19 protein-coding genes are annotated in these 20,780 nt (G+C 33.1%); 3 read left to right on the plus strand and 16 right to left on the minus strand.

The window, feature by feature from the left end; all coding sequences use genetic code 11:
- Positions 1-53 precede the first annotated feature (53 nt).
- The 11 genes from NAT51_RS18065 to NAT51_RS18115 form a co-directional block, all read right to left on the minus strand.
- The gene (locus tag NAT51_RS18065; RefSeq protein WP_317245742.1) at positions 54-719 is read right to left on the minus strand and encodes a S8 family serine peptidase; all 666 of its coding nucleotides are present in this window, start codon (positions 717-719) and stop codon (positions 54-56) included.
- Entirely contained in the window at positions 709-1,242 is a 534-nt protein-coding gene (locus NAT51_RS18070; RefSeq protein ID WP_250601212.1) for a S8/S53 family peptidase, read from the minus strand. Before NAT51_RS18070 ends, NAT51_RS18065 begins: the two co-directional genes overlap by 11 nt.
- Positions 1,243-1,337: 95 nt before the next feature.
- On the minus strand, positions 1,338-3,440 hold the full coding sequence (locus tag NAT51_RS18075) for a prolyl oligopeptidase family serine peptidase (protein WP_250601214.1): 2,103 nt from the start codon (positions 3,438-3,440) through the stop codon (positions 1,338-1,340).
- A gap of 106 nt (positions 3,441-3,546) precedes the next feature.
- On the minus strand, positions 3,547-3,711 hold the full coding sequence (locus NAT51_RS18080) for a hypothetical protein (protein ID WP_250601216.1): 165 nt from the start codon (positions 3,709-3,711) through the stop codon (positions 3,547-3,549).
- A 123-nt stretch (positions 3,712-3,834) separates the two neighbouring features.
- Complete coding sequence (locus tag NAT51_RS18085) at positions 3,835-5,532, minus strand: helix-turn-helix domain-containing protein (RefSeq protein WP_250601218.1); 1,698 nt, start codon at positions 5,530-5,532, stop codon at positions 3,835-3,837.
- Between the two features lie 166 nt (positions 5,533-5,698).
- Positions 5,699-6,817 carry a serine hydrolase domain-containing protein gene (locus NAT51_RS18090; RefSeq protein ID WP_250601220.1) on the minus strand — a complete coding sequence of 373 codons (1,119 nt, stop codon included), beginning with the start codon at positions 6,815-6,817 and terminating at the stop codon, positions 5,699-5,701.
- Between the two features lie 239 nt (positions 6,818-7,056).
- Entirely contained in the window at positions 7,057-7,539 is a 483-nt protein-coding gene (locus tag NAT51_RS18095; protein WP_250601222.1) for a hypothetical protein, read from the minus strand.
- 96 nt (positions 7,540-7,635) lie between these two features.
- Positions 7,636-7,938, minus strand: a complete 303-nt coding sequence (locus tag NAT51_RS18100) for a hypothetical protein (protein WP_250601224.1) — start codon at positions 7,936-7,938, stop codon at positions 7,636-7,638.
- Between the two features lie 8 nt (positions 7,939-7,946).
- Positions 7,947-8,468, minus strand: coding sequence for a hypothetical protein (locus NAT51_RS18105; protein WP_250601226.1), 522 nt, complete (start codon positions 8,466-8,468; stop codon positions 7,947-7,949).
- Positions 8,469-8,482: 14 nt separating this feature from the next.
- Positions 8,483-9,049: a hypothetical protein gene (locus NAT51_RS18110; protein WP_250601228.1), complete on the minus strand. Its 567-nt coding sequence runs from the start codon at positions 9,047-9,049 to the stop codon at positions 8,483-8,485.
- Between the two features lie 305 nt (positions 9,050-9,354).
- On the minus strand, positions 9,355-10,881 hold the full coding sequence (locus NAT51_RS18115) for a sulfatase-like hydrolase/transferase (RefSeq protein WP_250601230.1): 1,527 nt from the start codon (positions 10,879-10,881) through the stop codon (positions 9,355-9,357).
- A gap of 251 nt (positions 10,882-11,132) precedes the next feature.
- Here NAT51_RS18115 and NAT51_RS18120 point away from each other — a divergent pair, with 251 nt between their 5' ends.
- Together NAT51_RS18120 and NAT51_RS18125 are read left to right on the plus strand one after the other, a co-directional pair.
- Entirely contained in the window at positions 11,133-12,833 is a 1,701-nt protein-coding gene (locus tag NAT51_RS18120; RefSeq protein ID WP_250601232.1) for a transcriptional regulator, read from the plus strand.
- A 140-nt stretch (positions 12,834-12,973) separates the two neighbouring features.
- Positions 12,974-13,855, plus strand: a complete 882-nt coding sequence (locus NAT51_RS18125) for a T9SS type A sorting domain-containing protein (RefSeq protein ID WP_250601234.1) — start codon at positions 12,974-12,976, stop codon at positions 13,853-13,855.
- Between the two features lie 116 nt (positions 13,856-13,971).
- Here NAT51_RS18125 and NAT51_RS18130 read toward each other — a convergent pair whose 3' ends face one another.
- Positions 13,972-14,964: an alpha/beta hydrolase gene (locus NAT51_RS18130; protein ID WP_250601260.1), complete on the minus strand. Its 993-nt coding sequence runs from the start codon at positions 14,962-14,964 to the stop codon at positions 13,972-13,974.
- A 372-nt stretch (positions 14,965-15,336) separates the two neighbouring features.
- On the opposite strand from NAT51_RS18130, the gene NAT51_RS18135 reads away from it, so the two are divergent.
- Positions 15,337-15,810, plus strand: a complete 474-nt coding sequence (locus tag NAT51_RS18135) for a hypothetical protein (protein ID WP_250601236.1) — start codon at positions 15,337-15,339, stop codon at positions 15,808-15,810.
- 374 nt (positions 15,811-16,184) lie between these two features.
- Here the strand turns inward: NAT51_RS18135 and NAT51_RS18140 are convergent, their stop codons facing one another.
- From NAT51_RS18140 to NAT51_RS18155, 4 genes are read right to left on the minus strand one after another with little or no spacing between them, the layout of a single operon-like run.
- Complete coding sequence (locus NAT51_RS18140; RefSeq protein ID WP_250601238.1) at positions 16,185-17,246, minus strand: N-6 DNA methylase; 1,062 nt, start codon at positions 17,244-17,246, stop codon at positions 16,185-16,187.
- A complete protein-coding gene (locus tag NAT51_RS18145) occupies positions 17,246-18,106 on the minus strand; it encodes a hypothetical protein (RefSeq protein WP_250601240.1) in 861 nt (286 codons plus the stop codon). The genes NAT51_RS18140 and NAT51_RS18145 overlap by 1 nt, the downstream gene beginning before the upstream one ends.
- Positions 18,107-18,112: 6 nt before the next feature.
- Positions 18,113-19,801, minus strand: coding sequence for a zinc ribbon domain-containing protein (locus NAT51_RS18150; protein WP_250601242.1), 1,689 nt, complete (start codon positions 19,799-19,801; stop codon positions 18,113-18,115).
- Between the two features lie 40 nt (positions 19,802-19,841).
- Positions 19,842-20,771, minus strand: a complete 930-nt coding sequence (locus tag NAT51_RS18155; RefSeq protein ID WP_250601244.1) for a hypothetical protein — start codon at positions 20,769-20,771, stop codon at positions 19,842-19,844.
- Between the last annotated feature and the right edge of the window lie 9 nt (positions 20,772-20,780).

Raw genomic sequence — 20,780 nt, forward strand, 5'->3', positions numbered from 1 at the left:
TCCCGTAAAGAGAGCCATTGATAAAAGTTATGAATCGTTATTATTGAAACTTTTTATAATTTTAAATTATTTTTTTCTTTACTCCATTTCTCAGCAAGTTTCATCGCATTAAACACATTTAAAACCCTTCCTGTTTTTGATAGTTCTGAAAATGGAACTTTTTTATTTATGGATTGAGGTTCAATAACGTCAAAATCAATCTTCGTTCCGGATTCCAATATGATTTGTTTTACCTGTTGAACGGTCAGGTTTGGATAATAAGACCAAATCAATGCGGCCGCTCCTGAAACCATTGGTGCGGCTAATGAAGTTCCCGAATCGAAGTCGTATTTGTTTTCTGGAATAGTCGTATAAATATTTTCTCCCGGTGCAAATAAATCAACATTCTTTTTACCAAAATTTGAAAAATAAGAAACCATTTTTTCTCCATAGTTGCTATTGATAGAACCTACATTGATAAAATTACCACATACTTCTCCTTTGTTGTCATAGTTATAATCATTCGGGTAGAAAGGGGATTCATCAATACTAATTCCATCATTACCCACTGCGTGAACCAAAAGTACATTGTGGCTTTCAGCATAGTTGAATGCTTCTTTAATCCAGTCTTTATGAAGTGAAAAGTTTTTGCCAAATGACATGTTGATTACTTTTGCTCCGTTGTCCACCGCATAACGGATTGCTGCTGCAATATCCTTATCGTGCTCATCACCAAGTATCTTTTACTTTTTTATAAACACTAATGTCAAACACCAATGATTTTCTCCAGTTTTTATAAAATTTATTTTTCTCTTCATATGATTTTAAAGCTCTTTGGTATTCATCATAATTTTCAAGATCAGAACTTTGTACATCTTTTCTTTTTATATTTTGAAATTTACTGCCTTGTTCCCTGATAATACGCACATACTCATAATTCTCGTAAACCATATAGCCGCCTTTTTGAGTTCCAAGAAAGTCCCAACCGTTTACATCATCTATGTAACCGTTTTTATCATCATCGATTCGATTATTAGGAATTTCTTTTTTATTGATCCAAATTGCAGGTTTTAAATCTTCATGACTCAACTCAATTTGTGTATCCAATACAGCTACAATGACTTTTTTAGTTTTAGGTGTTTTTCCTTTTTTTAAGCTGTGAAATTTATTCAACGAAATGCCTAAAACCTTATCCTGTTCCAAGTCTTTTTTGTACCAGTCTTTCAGAGTTGTTTTTTCTTCAGTAGTTTTTTGTGAATACAAACTAAAGTTTATTATGAATAGTAGAATTATGTATTTAATAGAGTTCATATCCTTCTGTTTGATTTTTGATTTTGTGTTGAAATAGAATATAGAAATTACTTTTTCAATAGTTTAAATTTAGGATGTCCCATTTGCCAAAATGCAAAAGCAAATTCATCTGCATAGTCATTATAAAGTTGCAGATTAGAATTATCTATGCCATGTCCTGTATCATAATTTACTGCAAAGAGAATTGGGTTTTTTGAAACTGTTACTGATTTTAATTTTACGACAAATTTACCCGACATCCATGGAGCAACTCGTGCATCATTCATGCCCACTGAGATAAGACAAGCAGGGTATTTTACGCCTTTTTTAATATGATGGTATGAATCAATATCACAAAGCATGTTAAATTCCTCCTTTATGTCTGGATTGCCCAGTTCTTTAATGTTGTTTGGTCCGTTTGGGGCTTGATTGATTCTTAAAGGATTAAGCATACCATCATAGCACAACATTACTTTAAAAAGATCCGGACGTTCTGTGATTGCTCTGCCGACTAAAATTGCACCGGCACTTCCACTTAAAGTAGCAATTTTTTTATTTGTTGTTATTTTTTCTTTGATGAGATATTCCGCGACAGCTATAAAATCTTTCCATGTATTATGTTTTTTATCTTTGAAACCATCATTATGCCATCTGTCACCTTTTTCACCGCCTCCTCTTACATGTGGAACGACATATATACCATCATTCATTACCCAAGACAAAATAGTAGGTTGAAATCGAGGACTCATGGATGCACCATAGGAGCCATACCCACTCATTAGGATATAATTTTCCTTATTTTTTTTAATCCCTTTTTTATGTATGATAGAGACAGGAATCAAAACTCCATCATGTGAAGGCACTTCAATCTCTTCAACCATGAAATCATTAAATTCAGGATAGGTTACTTTTGGTGAAATATTATCTTCTGTAAATTGGTTTTTCTGTACATTATAATTAAATCGTCTTTTAGAATTTAGCCATCCACTTATGGTTATCCATAGACTTTTACCATATTTATCATTCGTTGAAATTTTTATGTTTCCGGCCTTGATTGGTAAGTCAATCTGTCTTTTTTCAGTATTATCCCTTACAAAATATAATTTAGCTTCAACCCCATTTTTAGTTGTAGTGTAAAACAACCCGTCTTTAGTTACTAGATAATCATCTATGGATTCTTTTTGGTCTTCTCTTACCAAGATTTCAGCATTCTGAAAATCAGGATTAGTCATAGATGTTTTAATGATTTTAAAATTTGAAGCATTTTTGGAAGACAAACAATATAGGTCATTGTTAATTATTATTGGGTTAATTATGCCTTCGTCTTTTTTGAAAAGTAGCTTCCAGTTGATTTTTTCATTATTTAATTCTTCAATTTTTGCATAATAATAATCGATATAAACTGTTGCTCCGCTTAATGTTCCAAGAAGATAATCGTCATTTAAGCTGAACCTGTCAATAACAGGAAAATCAGCAGGTTCAATTTTTATTTCAGGGTTATTTTTCTGAGATAAAATTATTTTATGATTGTTTTGATTATCACCTAATTTATAAATAACAGATTCAGTGTTTAGAATATAATTTGCTTTTTTGTTGTCAATTTCTGGAATATGGATATAGATAATTCCCGAATTATCAGGTAACCAGCTTATCCCACCCAACTCAGCAGGCCAGCAATGTGTTATAATTTCCGGTAATAAGGTTTTAGTACTTATGTCAAGAAAAGCAATTTCGCCAATTTCTTCACCGTTTTTAGAAAAGCTTACAGCAATGGTTTTATTATCCCAAGAAGGCTTTAGATAAGAAATGGAATACCCATAACCTAATTCCTTTTTATAATTAACAGGATCAAAAAGTAAAATTTCTTCTCCATTTTCTGTTTTTTTATAAAACAACTTACCCGATTTATCTTTTTCTGTTTTTTTTACATAGAAGTAAAAATCATTTTCTGTAATAGTCAATAAAGTTACACTAAATGTTTTTCTTTTCTCAAATTCAATGAATTGTTCAACTAATTCTTTTCTCCCTGAAATGTTATCTAATATTTCTCTTGCTTCAACATTACTTTGTTTAAACCATTGTTGAACCAAAGTATCGTTAGGATTTTCAACATAACGATAATTATCGTTGATGGTTCTTCCAAAAAATGTTTCAGATAGCGGTTTTTCCATTAACAGTTTATTTTGAGCTGATAATGAAATTGTAAAAGTCCAAACAATTATCAATTTTAATACAGGAATTTTATTCATTTAGTGTAACTTTAGTTTTAGGAACTAATTAATCTTTACGTCCAGTTGGTGATGTTACAGTAACTGTATTATTATCACCGCCAGTTCCATCATTATTTCCACCACCAACAATCATTATTGGGTTCTGCAATTCTACTACTGTAAATTTCTCAAATGTCAGTTTTTTTTCCGTTGTTTTAACTTTTCTTTTCATGAGTTTGTTTATGATTTAAAATTTGAGCTAATTTATGATGCTTCTTTTTTTTGGAAAAATAGACTTCGTCGGTATTTATAAATTTAGCCTATTATAAAAGCTAACTTTTTTATTTTTAAGACATTAAAAATTTTGTATTTCCTTGATTTCATCTATTTTTTTGATAAAATATGATGGTTGAAGACCTGTTTTGTTATAAAAAGCTTTAGAAAAAGAATCAGCATTATTAAAACCTACTTCTTCAGCAATTGCTTTTATAGTGTATTTTCTAAATTTTTTGCTTTCTTTCAATTTCTTTACAGTATAGTTAATTCTTAAATCATTGAGATATTGGCTGAAATTTTTTCCTTTATAATGGTTGATGGTTTTAGATAAGTAACTACTATTAGTGTCAAGTGTCTTAGCAAAATCAATTTGTTTTATGTTTGGATCTAAATAACCATTGCTTTTTTCAAAGCGAGCAAGTTTTTTTAGAATATCTTCGGCTACTTGTTTAGGTACTTCAAAAGTTTTTACCTCATTTGCTTTAGATTCAATAATTGTATTATCCTCATCTATTTGAATATCTTCAATTTTTGGTGTTTTCATTAATTGATTAAAACGCTCTTCATAAAGTTGTTTTTCTTTTTTGAACTTTAACCATTTATAACTAGAAAACCCCAATCCAAACATTAATAGTAACCCTAATCCAATATATATATATTCATTTTGATTCATGTTTGTAATTATCTTTTCCTTTTCAGCCAATAAATGAGGAGTGTCATAATTTTTATTAATACTAGTTGATAATACAGTATTATTTTTATGAAGGAAGCTGTCTATTTCGATTAATCGGTTTAAATAGTATAATTGATTTTTAATGTCTCTTTGTTTTTTTGTAATCTCTATTAATCTTATATAATTATCTCTTAAATCACGTGAGTTTTTTTTCGATTTGAGTAAAATTGAATCTACTTTTTCGAAATATTTTTTTGCTTTAGCATCATTTTTTTCAGCTTGTAAAATATTTTCTCCTTTAAAATAATAACAAACTGCTAAATTCAAAGGATCATTAGTGAATTTTATTGATTTTATGGAGCTATCGATTAATTGATTACTTTTTAAAAAATCCTTTTTTAGATGATAACAAATTCCCTTATACATTTCAAAATACATGTAGTATGGGTTACTCTTTTCTATTTCTTTTAATGAAGTATCTATATAAAATAGAGCTGAATCTATTTTATTTAATCGAATATAAATATCGGACAAAACCCATTTGATAAATATAAAATCTAAAGAACTGTTATCTCTGGATTTAAAAAAATTGTAGTTTTCCAAATATAATGGTAAAGCTTCTTCAGGTTTTCCTAATTCAATTTTTATCAGACCAATATATCTTTTAACCAATAAATTTTGTTCTATATTCCCTGTTTTTATTGAATACTTTTCTGCTATTAATATGTTTTGTAATGCTTCATTTAAAAAGGTGTTTGTTAAATAAAAATTGCCTTTTAATATATATCCTTTAGCAGGATACTGAAAATCATTACTGCTTTTAGTTAACGCAATAATAGAATCTGCATATTTTAAAGTGTTTGATTTAACTTCAGAGACTGTTGCGATTAGGTACATCGCATTGGCCATTTTTATATTATCATTTTCTTTTTTTGCCTTTTTATAGTAAAAATTAGCATAAGATTGTCTTTTTGATGAAGAGATATTAGGATTATCTATTTGCTTTTCCAACTCATCATAACTCTTTTTCTCAACTTCTTTTTGAGCAAAACCCATCGAAAAAGTTAAGTTTAATAATAGTAAAATGAAAATTCTGGAACTCATGAGGTACATTTTTGCAAATCGTCTGCAAACATATTAAAAAAAGAAAATTGTAAGAAATAATTGATAAAATTAAACCCTGAATTTATGAATTCAGGGTTTAATGATTTGTGAAAGAAAGGAACTCGAGAAGAGAAGAAAGTATCAAAAGTTCCAGAAAACATATTACCTACAAATACCCCAATTCCAAAAGAGTTGTTCTTATTTTTGGAGTAATAAATGTGTCATTGTTTGAGAGCCAGATAATCGTCATTTCCTTTTCCGGAATTAAAATCAAATGGGCTCTGTAGCCTCCCTGACTTCCGGAATGTTCTATGGTTTTAAATTTAAGTATTTGATTTTCATGTCTTATTGAAAAGTCAGGATGTACAAACCAAACAGAAGAATGTATAGGTTCAATTGCCGATTTCCAATTGTCCGGTTTAAAGGTTTTCCTGGAAAGTTCAATGGTTGAGCAATCAGTGAATGTACATTTGTTAATTGCGGATACATATTTTTTCAATTCCGAAACAGAACTCCATACGCCACCATTGCCTGCAGCGCAAAAAGTAGGACATTCACCGTAATCATACTCTTCAAATTTACCCGCCACTTTTCTGTAACCATGAGCGACATCTTTCTGCGGAAAGTCTCCGTCGGTGATTTTACTGTTTTTCATCCCGGACGGATTAAAAATATGTTCTTTGATAAAATCCTGCCATTTCATGTTACTGACTTTTTCAATGATCATGGCCAATCCATTATAGGCAGGGTTGGAATAGTTCCATTGTGAACCTTGTTCAAATTCTAAAGTATCAGTCTGGAAAAGTGGTTTGAAATTTTCATAATCCTTAGCCGTTAAATAATAGATGCTGTCGTTTTCGACCTTTCTGCTATCGGGAAGCCCGGAAGTATGTGTCAACAAATGCTTAATTTTTATTTTCCCGGCCAGTTCTTTGTTTTTGAATTCAGGGAAAAATTTTGTTATACTGTCTTCCACGGAAAGTTTACCTTGGTTTTGCAGGATCAGTATGCCATATGCTACAAATGTCTTACTTATAGAACCGAGATTGGATACCGTTTTGTCTGTAAATTTTGCTTTTGTTTTTAAATCAGCCAGACCGAAAGATTTGTCATATAAAGTTTTATTGCCTTGTTGTATGAATACACTTCCTCCGGGTTCATTTTCTGAAAAAACCGCCGCAAACACACTGTCTAATTTTTTCGTGAGCAGTACGTCTTTATTTAATTGGGATGAACAGGGTATGTAGGTTAAAATTCCTATGGCGAAGATCAAATATTTTTTCATTATGATGTTGCTGTTTGTTCTGTCTGGTTTAGATGCTTCCGACTGATTTATAGGATCAGTGTTCTAGCTTTTTATGTCAGCAAATATAAAAAATATGTAGGAAATAACTTAAAAATAAAACAGTATTGTCTTTATTATTAGACAATAAAACCATCAACAAAAAGCTTCTGCCCATTTGCAAAACAATACAAAAAGACAGAAGCGAATTAATAAATCAAACAAACTGAAGTCAGCTCACGCTATTCTGTTGGTAATTTAGTCCCAAGGACGATTCTTTCAATTAATGGAGTCATGATCGTGAACAATACCAAAATGATGGAACCTAAAACCGGACTGTACAAATCACAATCGGCACAACCGGTGTTGATACAATCACATAAAATACTTTTTAAAATAGGATTCCCTACAGTATACACCCATATCGCAAAGGAAAATGTAGCAATCACAGATTGGAATAAGGCTCTTTTGTTAATGGGTACATTGCTGCCCGAATCGTTATTGTCCAGTACACCATAGTACGTCCAAACGGGTGTGGCAACTGCTAATATGCACAACAGGATGATGTAATAGGTCTTGTAACCATCGGGAATATCAGTATTGGTACCCACGGTCAGATAACCCACCAGAGCTGTATAACCGGTTACGATTTCAGCAGGAATATACTTAATTACTTTTTGGACGTAGCCGTCATCTTCTTTTACCGCAGGTCTGAATGTTGTCATGTTGCTATGGTTTATAGTTAATATTGTAACTACAAATAATTGCAAAAAAAGGAATAGGAGACAAGCGTATTTATACGTGTTTTTAAATGTTCGGATTTAGTAATTGTACTGTACAAAATGTACCGTCAGAACAATTAGTAAAACTTCGGCTATCAGGTAATTGATGCATTTCGGTTTATTAGTATTCCGGTAGGTTTTGATTTTGATTAGGTTAAGAATTGTTGGCGGAACAAGCAATACACAGGCATAAAAAACAGCATTTGCATCCGAATACATAAAACTGCTTGCGCCTTCTCCAAAAGCAATCATTGAAAACAAGGGATAATTGATTTTATAGCAGTAGAAATAGGCTATTTTAACAGTAATTATTTTCAATAAATGAATCAAATCTGGCTTCATACTATTTTTCAGAACTTATAATATTCAGTTGGCTTATAGGTATTGTCTGTTATGTAAAATTTATAAAACGTTTGTTGTTTTCCATAGTAGTTGGCAACCGGAATTGTTTTAACATTAATCGTTGTTGTATCATTTTTATACGTTTCTACGGTTTGGTTTCTATCCGTTTTAGAACCAGTCAGTTTAAAATCCAACGTTTTAAATTGTGCTAAGTATTCATCAAAGATTTCTTTTTTTGAAATTTCAAACTCGATCCTGTTTTTCATTAAATCCTGACCTTCATAGTAAAAAGTGATGAACAGAGGGATTTGCCGGTCGGGATTTTTGTTGTCAAAGGAAAACCTGATATCCCCAAACTTATGTTCTTTTGAAAAGTGGTAGTGCATAATTTCCCAATTTTCATCCTTCAGGTATTTCTTTACTTCTGAAAGGCTTTTATTCTTTAAGTTTAGAACCTTCACAAAAGTTATATTCTGTGAAAACGAAACGGAAAAAACAAAGAAGAAAAGTATAAAGAGTTTATTTTTCATTTTTTGAAGTCAAATTATTTTGTCAACTCGTTTTTGGTTATTGTGATACTATGTGGGATGGTGTCTTTCGAATTGTTATATAAAAGAAGTTCTGAATTTTTGATCAGGGCAAATTGATAATAATCATTTGAATCAGTATTTTCAAATACTATCGTATCATTTCTTAAAATGTATCCTCCTTTAATTTCATTGACGCCAAAACATACAGTCCGTTCCACAAATTCATTGTTTTCTTTCAGTTTAAGGATAACCGCGCAATTTCCTGCACCTTCGTTCATGGCAACCAATAGGTCTTTGCTTGCAAATTTCCGAAAGTTTATGATTCCTCTTGGATAAAGAAAAAACAATGTGAACAGCATACTGCAAATAACAATGGAAATGATCCGTTTCAAATCACTGCCTTTTTCCATGATGGCGAGAATGATTTGCCTAATCAGTAATATACCCAGAATTAGAAAGACAAACAGTAAAAAGAGTTCAACTACGAAAGCCGAAACACCAACTGTACTCTCCCAAAAATATTGGGTGTTGAGCATTATAAATACAAATAATGTTGTGAAAACCAGTTTTTTTTGCTTCATGTAAATTGGCGTATAAGTATTACTATTTGGGGTTTATTTCTAATGATTCTATCAGAATTGAATCAAATATATTCAAATGTTTTGATTTATGCCAATCAGCGTAACTTACCGGAATGAAAGAATTGAAACTTTACTTATCCGAACCTGGACAGTTAACACAGAATCAAATTGAGTGATAAGTAAAAAGCGTGCCTTAAGCACGCTTTTTATTGTAAATAGTAAAGCAGTTTTTTCCAATTTCAATTCCCCCATTGCTGAAATCTTCAAAATACCTTTATAGCTTATACTATTTGCGTTATAAAAAATTAATTACTCTCTACCGTTTTTAATACAGGTGTATTGACTCTCAATTTTTCAATTTCGAGTTGGTGCAATTGTCTTGCTAATTCATGTTTAATCTCATCATAAGCAGCATCATAAGCAAGATTCGTATATTCGGATGGATCATTCACTAAATCATACAATTCATATTGCTGATAGTAAGCATTAAAAGCATCGAAGTAATACGCATATTTCCATTTTTCAGTTCTGATGCAACGAATGCGGTTGGCCGCTTTTACAATGTTCCAATTGCTGTTGGATCCCGCTTTGATATCATCATACGTAAATAATATACTGTCCTGTACCGGTATTCCTTCTTCAATAACCGGAAGCAAGCTTGTACCCGCAAGTCCGTCAGGCGGATTGGAAACATTGGCCAGCTCCATGAAAGTCGGCATGATATCAGCCAGTGTCGCTAAGTTCATTGAATTTTGTGCCTCGTCACCATCAAATAAAATTGGGTTTGAAACAACAAGCGGTACGCGCAATGCTTCTTCGTACGCTACAAACGTTTTTTGACGCAATCCTCCATGGGCCAGTCCCATTTCGCCATGATCGGATGTGAAGGTTACAATTGCGGTATCAGCCAATCTTTTTCCTTCTGCATCTTTTGCATATAACTCGTCAATAAAATGACCAATTTCCTGATCTACTTTGGTTAAAAGCGATGCATAAAAATTGATGTAATTTAATTTATTTTCTGTTGATTTAATCTCACCTAAACTCACAGCCATATTCAATAAAATCTGCTCCTGTACCATTGGTTTTTTGTTGCGGAGTAAATTTTCATCCACCGTATCAGGCAATCCAACCTCTCTTTTTTCCCAGCTTTCAGGATAGTAGCCTGAAGTTCCGGCTGTATTCGGATAAGCTAAAACATCATGTGGATTTACAAGAGACAATACTAATAAATAAGGTTGATGGTCTCCGTTTTCCCTTCTTTTCTTCACTTGTTTTAAATAGGCAATTGCTTCGGCAGTATATCTGGCATCATGATTGGCAAAACCACCTCCAAAATTAAGCGGGTTCACATCTTCTCCCGCATCAGGAGCGATCCAGCCCATAGCACCAAATAGTGAAATATCAGCCGCTGTAAGGTTTTCATAATTGGTTTTTGTACCATTGGGAGCCACACCCTTGCTCATATGCCATTTACCTCTATACTGAACATCATATCCGTCTGCCCAAAGCGTATTCATGATATTGGGCAAAGAAGTACTGAGTGTAGGTTCCTGAGGGGATAACAAACCACCTTCCGTAAGGGTTTGGCTCACACCGTGCTTCGCAGGATATATCCCGGTGAATAAAGTAGTCCGGCTTGGGGAACACATACAGGTGTTGCAAAATGCCCTGTCAAAACTAAATCCGTTTTTCTTTAGAAAAGTCAGGGTTTTAAGATTTTGCTCTTCCCATTTTGGTGGAAAATGCTGTGTAGCCCTTTGTTCATCAGTGATGATAAGAATCAAATCCGGTTTATCACCGATTTTTTTCAGTTTTTGTTTGAAGTCCATAGTAATAGTTTATTAATTAGGTTAAAAAATTTTATAGGAAATTTCCTTAAAAAAATAATTTTAAACTAACGTATAAATACCTGATTTACACTATTTAAAAAGTATATAAGTAAGTGCGGAAATTATTACAGAGCTATTTTTCTGTTAAAAAACAGATAGAGAGAAAGCAACTTTTACCGGAAACACGAATCCCTATTAAAAAGCCAAACCGATTTTGGATCATTTAAACCTACAAACCGAACACAACAGAAATGCACAATTATCAAACTAATTCACTTTTTACCCGAGTAGTTTTCAAAAAGAAACGTACTCTTTTTCCGATTACCTTTTTTTATTTATTCATCTTTCTCAGTTTGTCCCAATTGGCTAATGCCGGGGAGAGTACAACTAAACATTGTGATTCCATCATTAAAAACGGAGTGGATTTAATGTTGGCCAAAAAACATTTGCAGTCCATCGAATTACTCTCCGAAGCCAAAGCTATTGCCGGGAAAAACAATTGGTACCAGCAACTATTCCTGGCCCAAAATAATATAGCGATTAATTATTACCTGATGTTGGATTATGGCGAGGCATTAAAACAATATCTGGAGAGTTATCAAATCTCCAAAAAGTATTTAGAGGATAAGTATTCCATGATTGTGCTCAACAATATTGCCATTATGTACAGTAAAGAAGCAAAGTATACTAAGGCAAACGAATATTTTTACAAAGCCTATACCATGGCAAAAAAAAATAAAGATTCTTTGAAGATCGGGATGTATGCCCTAAATCTCGGGAATGTCGCAAATGATGAAAATAAAACCGAAAAAGCACGCCAGTATTTTGATGAATCAATGCGGTATACACAAAATAAAGAACTGGAAATTCCCCTTAAAATTGGTTTGTGCCAAAATGATTTTCTTTCCGGGAAAATAGCGGAATCGCGTTTAGCAGCAAACAACCTGTTATTGAAAATAAACAATAATCCGGAGAACACCGATAACCGCATATCGCTTAAAACGATTGTTGCCAAATCCTATTTAAAGGAAAGCAATCTGCCTCAGGCATTAAAATGGACCCTAAACGCTTTACATGAGAAACCAAATTTAGAAACCAAGGCAGAACTGATGGAACTGCTGTCTGATATTTACTTTAAGTTGAAGTCATACGATTTGGCCTTTCGGTATAAAGACTCTGTCATAGCGGTAAAAAATGAGATCAATGAGGTAAAAAAGAGCAAGCTTTTTGAAAGCAACAGTGTCAAGTTTCAGCTTCAGGATTATAAAGAGAAAGTTTTAGAGAAAGAATCCAAAATTATTAATGAACGGAAAATTTTCTATTCCATATTGATTGTAATTGTTTTCGGGGTTGTCATCATATTTTTAGTTTTCAGAAACCGGCTGATTGAAAACCGCCGGAAGCAGCTTATTACTTTAAGTGAGCAAAGAATAACCGAATTCAATCTTGAAAAGGAAATCGCCAATAATTCACTGCTGGAAGAAAGAGGAAAAATTGCTGCTTTGGAACAGGAACGGCTGAAAAACGAGATTGCATTAAAGAATCAGAAAATTTTATCGAAACAAACCAACCAATTCGGAAGAAACCTTTTGCTGAAAGATATGCTGAAGTCGGTTTCCTCAATTCCCGCGATTAAGGAAAATAAAGAGGTTGCCAATTATATGGAAGCGTTGAAGCAACATATCAAAAACGATGAAAACTGGGAGGGTTATGTAAGGCATTTTGATGACGTCAACCAGGGCTTTATCAAGAAACTGATGGAAAGACATCCTGATTTGACCATTACCGATATCCGATATATTTCGTATGTGTACATGAATCTGGACACCAAAGAAATTGCATCTATGCTTAACATCACTCCCGTGGCCTGCAGAAAAAGGAAAGAACGCATAGAAAAACGCCTGGATCTGACCGAAAAAATACCTTTAAATGCGTACCTCCTGAGTATTTAACCTGAGCTCACTGTTTTTGATGTGAAAAAGTGCATTTGTCACACTTTGTCACACGTTTTGTCGCACTTTGTCACGCATAAAACAAGTAAAATCAGGCTTTGGGTTTCTAGTTTTGACAAATAAATAAATACACATACCTTATGAAAAGAATCTTATTTTTTGTGCTCTTCTTTAGTGGATTGAGCAACTGCTTTGGTCAGAATCCGCAAATTTCAGGAGATCTTATGCTTTGTCCCTGGACAGATGGAACAGCAACAGTAGCAAACCCGACTTATGATACGTATCAATGGTATTCCAAGTATTGGTTTACCGAAGATGAATATGTAGCCATTGACGGTGCAACCCAATCAACCTTTACGTATGACTGGTATACCTATGATCAGTCTTTGTTAAAAGTTGTGGCTACAATAAACGGACAAACGTATGAATCGAATGTCATCCAGGTAGATTCCTATGCCTGGGCATCGTTAACCATACGGACTACTTTTACCGATAGTGTATCGTTTGATCCTGATACAGAATCGTTCTTATTGTGCAGTGGAGGAAGCTTCCCTGTAGAATTGAATATGCCTTACAATGCCAGCATACAATGGTACAAAGATGGAGTTGCCATTCCCGGGGCAAACAGTCCCGAATACATAATCACTTCTTCAGGAGTTTATTATGTTGAAGCTGCCCCGGATTTTTGTCCCAATGCGACAGACAATAACCAAGGTCTTCCCATCCGTGTTGTGGAAAAAGAAGATTGTAATTTAGGTATTGATGATCCTGTTCTGAAAGATAATTTGGTGAAGATTTATCCCAACCCGGCGAATGCCATACTTCAATTGGAAATAGTGAATGGCTTAACTATTACTGATTACTGTATACTTGATCAATCCGGAAAAGAATTGATGAAGAATGAAATTGCAGGGGATACGAATCGTAAACAAATTGATGTGACCCAGCTGTCAAATGGTTTTTATTTCCTCAAGATAAAAACGGATGACGGGGAAATAATCAAAAAGTTTATTAAGGGATAAATCAAAAAACGGGTGTTGAGCCCGTTTTTTTTATTCATAAGAATAGTAATTGTTCAAAAAGTTATTGGGTTACTATCATGACCGATGTTCAATCTTGGAATTTAGTATTTTGGAATTTAGTATTTAAGCGTGTTTTTGATAACCGAAGCCGCTTGTATCAAAGCCGACTGTACTGCGGGAACATTGGCGATCGGGTTTAATAAACCATAATCATGTATCATTCCCTGGTGGCGTGTAAGGGTTACCGGAACTCCGGCTTCCGCCATTTTTCTGGCATAGGCTTCTCCTTCATCTCTTAAAATATCATGCTCTGCAGTCTGTACCAAAGCCGGTGGCAATCCTTTTAATTCTTCCAATGTCGCATTGATTGGTGTGGCATATTTTTCTTTGCGTTGGTTTACATCGGTGGTGTAATTATCCCACATCCATTTCATAAGGTTGGTGGTTAAGAACCGGCCTTCCCCGAATTCTTGATAAGATGGTCTGCTAAAATCAGCATCGGTAACCGGCCATAACAATACCTGTAATTTGATTTCAGGGCCTTTTTTATCTTTTGCCATCAGCGCTACAACGGCTGCCATATTGCCTCCAACACTATTTCCCACTACGGCTAAATTTTTTCCGTTTACCCCAATTTCACTTCCATGTTCTGCAACCCATTTTGTGGCAGCATACCCTTGGTTCACGGCTACCGGATAATGGGCATCCGGTGATGGGGTATAGTCCGGGAATACAGCAGCCACACCACTGTTTACGACTAAATCCCTAACTAATCTGCGGTGGGTAGGGTAGTCGCCCAAAACCCAGCCTCCACCATGAAAGTATAGGAACACCGGAAGATTGGCTTTGGCTCCTTTGGGTTTTACAATGTGGATTTTGATGGAAGTGCCATCCTGAACGATGGTTTTTTCGGTTTCCACAATTCCGGAGTAATCCACTTCAACCGATTTTTGGGCGCCAACCAGCACCAAGCGCGCCTCTTCAGGACTTAACGATTCAACGGGTTTTCCGCCGCCGGTATTTAATGCTTTCAAGAACCCTCTGATTTGCGGGTCGATGTTCGGATCGTTTTCTGCTTTCGGACTTTGTGCGTGTACTCCGCCAACCATTGTTACAACCAATGCAACTACTAATGGTAAAATTTTAATTGTTTTCATAATCTTTATGTATTTAGTTTATCTATTTGTTATTCAAATCGTTATTGTGATTTGATGAGACAAATTTAGGTTGGTTATGGATTATAAATCAAATTAATAATTTTTGTTAATTATAAGTTTAAGTAATAATTAGAAGTGGAATCCGCAGTAGAAGAGGGGGAAAGAAGTAAAAAAGCTTATTGATTATTTTAGTTCTCATGTCTAATGAATAGGCTGGTTTTTTAAAATTATAAGAATTTTATTATAAATTTTTTTGAAAATTGTGTTTTTTGGTACGCAAATTGTTTGTAGGTAAAAAATTATTTAAACCTAAAACTTTAAAACATGGGGACAAAAAACCAAATTAGTATCGAAATTCCACAGGAGGTGGTAGATACGGTAAGAGAAAAATTGCAAGAGTGTAAAACAGCATTAGCGCCTTACTTACAAGGTTTAACCGCAGAAGAACGCTCAACGATTTTTAAAATGGGGAACAAAACAGTAGCAACAGTCCAAAAAACAAAATCGTATGTCGATACCAATCCCGAGTTCGTACCGGCGTATATGGACAAAACAGAATTTTTAAAAGACGAAGCAGTCGTAAGTCTTTTAAGTCCGATAGCCAATTTAAGTACGCAATTGTCTACTGATGTGAATGATACCATCATGTTAGCCGGTAGTGAAGCCTTACAGGCCTCGTTATTGTACTACGGACAGGTAAAAGAAGCACACAGCAAAGGTATTGTAACGGCAAAACCTATTTATGAGGATTTAAGTCAGCGGTTTATGAGGACCAGCCGCAGAAGAAGCAGTAACTAAATAGTGTAGTAGTAATTTACATCTTGAAAAGACTCCGGTAATGGGGTCTTTTTTTTGGTCCCAACTCCTGTCCATCGTTTTCTTCATTTGTAACAGAGGTAATCACTATTAAGTTATCCATTTGAATCTAAAAGGCTGGAATTCCAGGCAAAAAGGCTGGACGTTGAGGCAAAAAGGGTGGATGTCGAAGTAAAAAGGGTGGATGTCGAAGTAAAAAGGGTGGATGTCGAAGTAAAAAGGGTGGATGTCGAGGCAAAAAGGGTGGATGTTGAGTGTAAAAGAGTGGATGTTGAGTGTAAAAGGGTGGATGTTGAGTGTAAAAGGGTGGATGTTGAGTGTAAAAGGTGTTTTTTACTTACACAGTTAGTGAGATACTACCTTATAAAAAAACTAATTTGTTTAAGAATATCTTCTTTGCACAAATACTTTGCGGTGAGACCTTTTTTTAATGAGAGTAATTGTTCTTCTAGTTTTAAAATATCCTCTTCATTTATGTCCAATAAAATATTTTTTACAACATAGAAATAATCTGAAGCATATTTACCAATATAATCTTTTTTAACTTTAAATACTCTTCCTGAACTTCTTCCAACTCGTGCTATTAATAAGTCATTTTTTTGAACAGTTCTATCGGAAGAAAATAAGTCTTTTTGTATATATCTAGTTAGTTTCAAATCTCCATCTTTGTTGCTGAAATGAATAACTTGTGTAAGTTCTTTTTTTTCATAACCTACTTGTGATTTTAAAAGCTTCGAATTATCAATACCTCTATATGCTATAATATTTGATGATATATTATCTCTCTTATCCAAAGTAATATTATTAGAAGATATGTTTAAATATCTACCAATAAAAATTCTAGTTTTAACTTCACTACCTAGAAAGTATTTTTTCGGTTCACCTAAGTATTTTACGTCAAAATATGATAAAAAAATACTTTTAAAATTTTCTAACTTTTTTGAAGAAAAAATATTTTCTGGCAAAATTGCAGCAAATATTTCATCATCTTTTAAAAGATACATATTAGAAACAATCATTAATGTTTCAATCCTTTTAGATTTAATTGCTTCATAATGCAATAAAGTATGCTTTTGACAGACTTGAGTTGGGATATAGTCCGTCTTTCCAAAAGGAGGATTAGCTAAAATAAGTTTAGGATTAGTAATTGGTAAAATATCTAAATTACTGTAATCTAAGGCATTGGCTTTTATGAAAGTAAGTGAGGTATCAGTGTCTTTATCTGTTTTAGTTGATTTAGACTCAATATCAACACCTATTGAAGGGATACTGTTCCAACGCATTTTAGCAGCATCTAAGAAATTACCGCTTCCTGAACATATGTCAATAATACAATTTGGTGTATAGTCACTCGGTATTAAATTAACTATTTCACTTGCAATCTCTATAGGAGTATAAAAGTTAGACCAGTTTATCATTATCTTCTTAAGCTATTATAAAAATTTCTATATAAATCATAAGCATCTTTTGCATTAGAATGTAAAGGAGGCGCTTCAATTGTTGATGCAAATGTCTTATAATATTTTATAAATTCGGCACGATCTGAATTATAATTCCATTTCCAAATTGTGGAGCCGAGTTTTCTCCCATTTTCATCAGTAATCAGTCGTTGAAGTAATCCGTTGAATATATAATTATTAACTTCTTTAACAACAACATTGCATGCTAGTTGTAGTTCCTGTAAAAATTGATAATTTAAAAGTAATGGTTTTTCGATGCAAATTGAATGTTCAGATAATCCTAACTTAATGGCATTTTTGGTGCCTAGTTTTCCAAAGCGATGTACTAAACAATGTCTAATTTCACAAACTTTATTAAATTCTTCAAGTGCAGATATCAAAGAATTAGGCAGGTGACCTTTTAATCCAATAAAGGTTTTAATCGATTCTTTAACATTTGTTTTCCCAGCGAAAGATATATCCTCTAAAATTGCTTCTGGTAATAAATTAGCACCATGACTAATTGCTGCACCATAAGATAGAGGCATAGACTCACAATTTTTTAAGCTAGCTTTATCTATTAAAATAGTTCTTCTTATAACTTCTCTCATATAACTTTCAAATGCTGAAACACTTCCTAAAATAACAAGATTAGCATTTATCTCATTAAAATTAACCGGATTAATTAATACTATAAGAGATCTAATTTTGTTTAAATATGTATCAATAGGAGATTCGTTATTTTCTTGAAAGTTTAAATCAAACATTATACTTGTATCTAGAGGAGTGTATCCTGAAGTATTATTAGCATCGATAGTAATATTTGCATTTGCACTCATATCTATTTATGCTAAAAATTCATCAACAATTGAAAAAACTCGGTTTAGAATTTCTTGTGAACGCACTCCACCAATCTTCTTTACTTTTATGAGCTCTGATGCAGGGTTTTGTACAGAATAAAAGTCTTTGATTTTTTTAAAATTTGCTTGTTTAACCGCATTTGATTGCAATGTAGTTAATGGAATAATAGAAACATCAAGTTCCATACAACTTTCAAACGCAGAAGGGATTACCAGTTCTGAGCCACAAACATGGCAAAAACGCTGATTTTCCTGTATTCTTATTGCCCCACAGCTAGGACAAGGCGGTAAATCTAGCTTTAGATTTGTGATATCTTCTGAACTTAATAATCTATCAAATTTTCTTCTTAAAGGCTGCTTCTTTTCGTTTGAAAGCAATTTTTCGAGTATTTTTTGAGTATCAAAACCACGACCTGCTGTAAAAGCTTTAGATCTAATAAGAAACATTATGTGTGGAGTATATCTACTATATTCTCTGTCATGCCCGTGACTTACTGTACTACTATACTTGTATAATAAACCAGCTTCATTCAAAAACTGAATCATACGTTCCACCATATTATTTGAATGAGTTTCTATGCCAACGATTATATTTTTTGTTTCTTCATTATTTTTCGTTGATTCAGTCAGTTCGTCAACAATACTCTGAAAAAAATTATAACCAATTTCTATTATATTCGAGAATTGAGGAACTTTTTTCTTTAAAGAAAGATATTCAGCTTTAATAAGGTCAGAATGTTGATCAATGACTTCATTAAATTTTGATTGCTTAGTTTGTTTTGTTGATTGAATGTATGATCTAACCAAAAATATAAATGCACGTGGAATACCGAAAGAAGCATATTTTAGTATCTCTATGATATCAGAATCCATATTGCTCTTAATAAATGATAATCGTTTATTTATTAGCTGATCCATAAATTCGCTATAAGACTTCATATCATCACTTACGTTGATCCAGCATTCTACCTTTTCTGCATCATGTCCAAGATGAAATTTTGTGCCATATTCTGTTGTTCCCGGATAAACCGAAGCTTTAGGTGAAATATTTGAAGATTTCAAACTTATAAAAATTTCAAAAAACTCGATTAAATACTCAGGTGTAAGTGTAAGTGCAGCGTCATCTAATAATAATATTGCTCGTGGTCTGCCAGTAAGTAAGATTAATTCTTCTATAAGGGTTTTAACATAGGAAACATTTAACTCATGAAGCAATTTTTCATCTTGAAACCTAAAGATTCCTTTTTCAGCTTGGCCAATAAAAGTCTCGAGACTTTCTTTAGATAACCAATTTTTGTCTAAGATGCTATCTATATTAGTATTAGATGAGAAACCAAAATCATGGATTGCAAGTACTATTTTAGCTAGAACCCATGTGTGAAATATTCGTATTGCATTTGGAGCTCTTGAAATCAAAGGTTCCAAGTGATAATATCTATTAAAACTCACATACAATGACACTGGCTTTTCATTATTTTTAAGGCAAGACATATGAGCTATCAACATCTGGTGAGTTTTTCCAGTACCTCTTGGACCCACTAAAAGTTTTGCCCCAGTTCCTTTAAGCTTTTTCTGAATATTTTGAAAATATTCGTTATCTACATACCACTCTTCTACCAAGTTGTTTTCAAGGTAATCACTTCTTTCCTCCAGTTGTTTTTGTTCAAAATCCATGTTTCTGTGTTAATTATAGAATATTACCTAGTATTAAGAATTAGATTGATTTATTAATAAAGTCTGTTAAATTATATAAAAAAGTATTACCAACTCCAATAGTACGCTTTTTATCACCAAATGATGGGAAATCATAATACAATTGAACATCTTCATTATCAATAGCAAACATACAAGCACCTAATGAATGTGGTTTAGTACCAATTGGCGCAATTGTAATCTCATAATCTGGATTATTTATTTTTATATCATTTAAAATATTATAAGCACCAAAAGGTTCATTTGCTGTAGCTCTTTTTATTAATGCGTATGCCCGAGATTGTTCTAGGGCATACTGATTTTCAGAATAAACATAATATTGCCAGCCAGGCTGAAATGAAGGAAACCCAACAACAGCATAGGTTTTGCGTGTCGCAGGGTTCACATCTTCGAATGCTTTACTAAACCTGTTTCCTTCAAACCCCATTAATGCAACAAGAAGTCTTTCCTTGTTATAATCATTTACCCTCAAAAATCCAGGTAAAGGCTTAACGGAACAGAATTTCTCAGTTAAATCAAATTTTTTCGTTACATTTTCAACTTTTTGTTGGATATATTCTTCAGGTTCAGTATATGTTAATACTAATGATTTTGGCTTATAATCTTTTCGTAATAATGCTAAAAAATAAAAAAGGATGGGATGTTTGATTGAGGTAATATCAATTAAAATATTTTTATCCTCTAATCCAATTTTATCCAAATCATTTTTGAAATCTTGCATTAAATCTTTCCCTATTAAGCCAATATTTTCTTTCCGGTGTACAAATTTACCAGAAGACTGTTCAATTGTATATTTTTCAAATTCAATATCATAGTTAAGAGAATAAATAGGACCTTTATAAAAGGTATTTAAAAGTGAATAAACTTTCTGCGCTCTTATTTCATTACTGTTGCCAACAAAGAACAAATCTGTTTCTTTTAAAGATGCCAAAAAACTACG

The organism is Flavobacterium amniphilum, assembly GCF_023634845.1.
GTDB classification, from domain to species: domain Bacteria; phylum Bacteroidota; class Bacteroidia; order Flavobacteriales; family Flavobacteriaceae; genus Flavobacterium; species Flavobacterium amniphilum.

What these genes read in the sequence shown, in the direction of transcription:
- NAT51_RS18130 (WP_250601260.1), bottom strand. Translation starts at nt 14,964, where the DNA reads ATGGTTGGCGGAGTACACGCACAAAGTCCGAAAGCAGAAAACGATCCG.
- NAT51_RS18125 (WP_250601234.1), top strand. Translation starts at nt 12,974, where the DNA reads ATGAAAAGAATCTTATTTTTTGTGCTCTTCTTTAGTGGATTGAGCAAC.
- NAT51_RS18110 (WP_250601228.1), bottom strand. Translation starts at nt 9,049, where the DNA reads ATGAAGCAAAAAAAACTGGTTTTCACAACATTATTTGTATTTATAATG.
- NAT51_RS18150 (WP_250601242.1), bottom strand. Translation starts at nt 19,801, where the DNA reads ATGGATTTTGAACAAAAACAACTGGAGGAAAGAAGTGATTACCTTGAA.
- NAT51_RS18135 (WP_250601236.1), top strand. Translation starts at nt 15,337, where the DNA reads ATGGGGACAAAAAACCAAATTAGTATCGAAATTCCACAGGAGGTGGTA.
- NAT51_RS18140 (WP_250601238.1), bottom strand. Translation starts at nt 17,246, where the DNA reads ATGATAAACTGGTCTAACTTTTATACTCCTATAGAGATTGCAAGTGAA.
- NAT51_RS18080 (WP_250601216.1), bottom strand. Translation starts at nt 3,711, where the DNA reads ATGAAAAGAAAAGTTAAAACAACGGAAAAAAAACTGACATTTGAGAAA.
- NAT51_RS18075 (WP_250601214.1), bottom strand. Translation starts at nt 3,440, where the DNA reads ATGGAAAAACCGCTATCTGAAACATTTTTTGGAAGAACCATCAACGAT.
- NAT51_RS18100 (WP_250601224.1), bottom strand. Translation starts at nt 7,938, where the DNA reads ATGAAGCCAGATTTGATTCATTTATTGAAAATAATTACTGTTAAAATA.
- NAT51_RS18145 (WP_250601240.1), bottom strand. Translation starts at nt 18,106, where the DNA reads ATGAGTGCAAATGCAAATATTACTATCGATGCTAATAATACTTCAGGA.
- NAT51_RS18115 (WP_250601230.1), bottom strand. Translation starts at nt 10,881, where the DNA reads ATGGACTTCAAACAAAAACTGAAAAAAATCGGTGATAAACCGGATTTG.
- NAT51_RS18095 (WP_250601222.1), bottom strand. Translation starts at nt 7,539, where the DNA reads ATGACAACATTCAGACCTGCGGTAAAAGAAGATGACGGCTACGTCCAA.
- NAT51_RS18105 (WP_250601226.1), bottom strand. Translation starts at nt 8,468, where the DNA reads ATGAAAAATAAACTCTTTATACTTTTCTTCTTTGTTTTTTCCGTTTCG.
- NAT51_RS18085 (WP_250601218.1), bottom strand. Translation starts at nt 5,532, where the DNA reads ATGAGTTCCAGAATTTTCATTTTACTATTATTAAACTTAACTTTTTCG.
- NAT51_RS18120 (WP_250601232.1), top strand. Translation starts at nt 11,133, where the DNA reads ATGCACAATTATCAAACTAATTCACTTTTTACCCGAGTAGTTTTCAAA.
- NAT51_RS18090 (WP_250601220.1), bottom strand. Translation starts at nt 6,817, where the DNA reads ATGAAAAAATATTTGATCTTCGCCATAGGAATTTTAACCTACATACCC.